This window comes from Chromohalobacter sp. HP20-39 (assembly GCF_033052815.1).
Lineage (GTDB): Bacteria > Pseudomonadota > Gammaproteobacteria > Pseudomonadales > Halomonadaceae > Chromohalobacter.
The window spans coordinates 1-633 of record NZ_JAWHTP010000069.1 but is presented as its reverse complement, the minus strand read 5'-3'; the positions used below and the strand labels follow the sequence as shown (position 1 = coordinate 633).

The 633-nt window shown below is 57.3% G+C and carries 1 protein-coding gene and 1 pseudogene; both read right to left on the bottom strand.

Features of this window, described 5'->3' with window-relative positions; genetic code table 11:
• Positions 1-201, bottom strand: a pseudogene (locus tag RVY79_RS16935) (cupin domain-containing protein); the annotation flags it as partial.
• Between the two features lie 236 nt (positions 202-437).
• Positions 438-633, bottom strand: a 196-nt coding sequence (locus tag RVY79_RS16930; protein WP_317465634.1) for a DUF86 domain-containing protein, incomplete at its 5' end; no start/stop codon positions are given.

Sequence of the window (633 nt, the reverse complement as noted above, 5' to 3'; positions counted from 1 at the left end):
AAAGTAATCAGCCATTCCCGACAAAACAGTCCACGTGTCTTGGCCGTGAGGATGAATGTGAGCCGCAATTTCCTGCCCGGGATGGACATGCCAAACCACGATCATTGAGTCTCGGGTTTCAAGCACAACGGAACGAATAGGCTCGCCTTCGGACGGCTGAACATACTCGGCTACAGAAAATATTCTCGATTCAACAGTCATCGGAGATCCCTCTTTCACAGTGCCCCCAGACAGGCTGGATATGAGTTCTAACTCGAATTTGAACGGGAGGCTGGTCGTGCGGTCGTGCAGTTGCCGATGAGCGTGTCGGCTGCTGCCTCCTTGCCCACCAGCGAACTCACGTCCGTTGCGGCCATCCAGAAGGTCTTGCCCGAGCGCGGCTCATAGGTCGCGGGATCGAACACGCCAGAGGGGCCGAACATCGGCGGCTTGATTGGTCATGGCTCCATGCCTTTGTCGTTACGGTCTTCATCGTCGGCATCCTGACGCACGGCGGGCAATTGCTGGAGCAACGCCGGCAGCCATTCCTGTACCGTCTCCCACACCACATCGAGGTTGATGTCGAAATAGCCGTGAGCCATGCGATTACGCATATTGCGCATGCTGCGCCACGGCACGTCGGCATGCGCCTGG